Consider the following 1,622-nt stretch of genomic DNA (forward strand, 5'->3'; position numbering starts at 1 on the left):
GCCTGGAGCGGTACCTGCCCGGCGTAGGAGACGGTGAGCCCGTCCGCGTGCAGCAGTCGGCGCAGCCGCTCGTAGGAGGCGGGCCCGGCCGACCGGGGCCGGAATGTGATGCTCGTCACAAGCGATCGGAACGGCCCGCCGGCGCCCTCGGGGCGGTGCGGGGCGGCCGGCGCCCCGGCGGCGGCGCCTGTCGCGCCGGAGGGCGGGCGGGCTGCCGCGGGAACGGGCCGCGCCCGCCGCCGCCGGCCGTCCGACCTGGAGGTCGGGACTCGCCGACCGGGAGCCGGTCCCGGTGCCGCTCGCCCGGTTCACCCCTCGGCCCGGCCGCCCATGACGGGCCCCCGCAGCGCATCGCGGTTGTCGCCCCGTGGCGCGAAGCTGGCCGATGCCGGGCTGGTTGGCGGATTCTCGCTGAACCCGACTCAGATGTTCATCCGTAGGTTATGCGACGGTCGACCCGTGGTGGGCCGCTGGACGGAGGGATGGACGATGGGACGAGTTCTGACCGAACTGGTGGGCGACGCGGCGGCGTTCGCCGAGGCGCTGCAGGAGCGCCGGCCGCAGGTGTTCCGCGCCGCGGGCTGGCCGTCGGGGCTGCCCCGGCCGGACGAGCTGGACGAGGCGCTGCGCGGCGGACTGCTGCGGGTGCCCTACGTCGAGATGGTCCGGGCGGGTGAGGTCGTCCCGCCCGCGAAGTTCTGCACGAGCCGGGTGGTCGCCGGGCGCCGGGAGGAGGGCTTCGCCGACCCTGACCGGATCGCCGCCCTGCTGGCCGACGGCGCCACGCTGCTGCTGCCGCAGCTGGACCAGTGGCACGCGCCGGTGCGCGCGCTGGCCACCGACATCGCGGTCGAACTGGGCCGCCGGACCGAGGCGTTCTGCTTCGCGACGGGGGCCGGCCGGCGCGGGCTGGACGTGCACCGGGACGACGCGGACGTGCTGGTCGTCCAGCTCGCGGGGAAGAAGGAGTGGACGGTCCACGAGGCCCCCGCCGACGGGCGCTGGCGCCCGGGGCCGGCCCCCGAGCCCGGCGCGGTGGCGCTCGACTCGGTGCTCGGGCCGGGCGAGGTGCTGTACGTGCCGCGCGGGGCGCCGCACACCGCGACGGGCCATCAGGGCCTGTCGGTGCACCTCTCGTTCACGATCCGGGAGGCGGGCACGGGGCAGCTGCGCGGCGCCGTCGGCGAGTGGCTGGCCGGCGGTGGCTGGGCGGCCGAGCTGCCGGAGCGCCCGGCGACACCGGCGGAACTGCTGGACACGGCCACGGAGGTGCTGCGACTGGGCCGCGCCCGGCTGGCCGAACTGACCCCGCAGGAGCTGCTGCGGCTGGCTCGGGGGCCGCTGCCCGCGCCGGTGACGGACGACGGTCGGGCGGCGCCGGGTCACGGACCGCTGGCCGCCGGCGGCTGAGCCGGGCTGAGACCGGGCGGGGCCCGAACGCACGAGGGCGCGGCTGCCCGGACCGTCTGGTCCGGGCAGCCGCGCCCCGTAGTGCCGGTACTGCTACCGGACTAGGGCGCGTATCTAGTTGTGATCAATCTGAGGGAATCGCCTGCGTCGCGGGACCTGATCCGGTAGACCGTGTTGTGTGACACGAGCGCAACTTTCGGACGCTGAGTGGG

1 protein-coding gene is annotated in these 1,622 nt (G+C 76.5%); it reads left to right on the forward strand.

Going from position 1 to position 1,622, the window contains the following annotated elements; genetic code table 11:
- The first annotated feature begins 489 nt into the window (after positions 1-489).
- Entirely contained in the window at positions 490-1,410 is a 921-nt protein-coding gene (locus tag ABT015_RS37890; RefSeq protein WP_350887897.1) for a JmjC domain-containing protein, read from the forward strand.
- The last annotated feature ends 212 nt before the right edge of the window (positions 1,411-1,622 follow it).

Origin of the sequence: Kitasatospora sp. NPDC094016 (assembly GCF_040304045.1) — a bacterium.
In the GTDB taxonomy this organism is placed as follows: Bacteria; Actinomycetota; Actinomycetes; order Streptomycetales; family Streptomycetaceae; genus Kitasatospora.

Coding starts and splice junctions, on each gene's coding strand:
- ABT015_RS37890 (WP_350887897.1), top strand. CDS start 490: ATGGGACGAGTTCTGACCGAACTGGTGGGCGACGCGGCGGCGTTCGCC.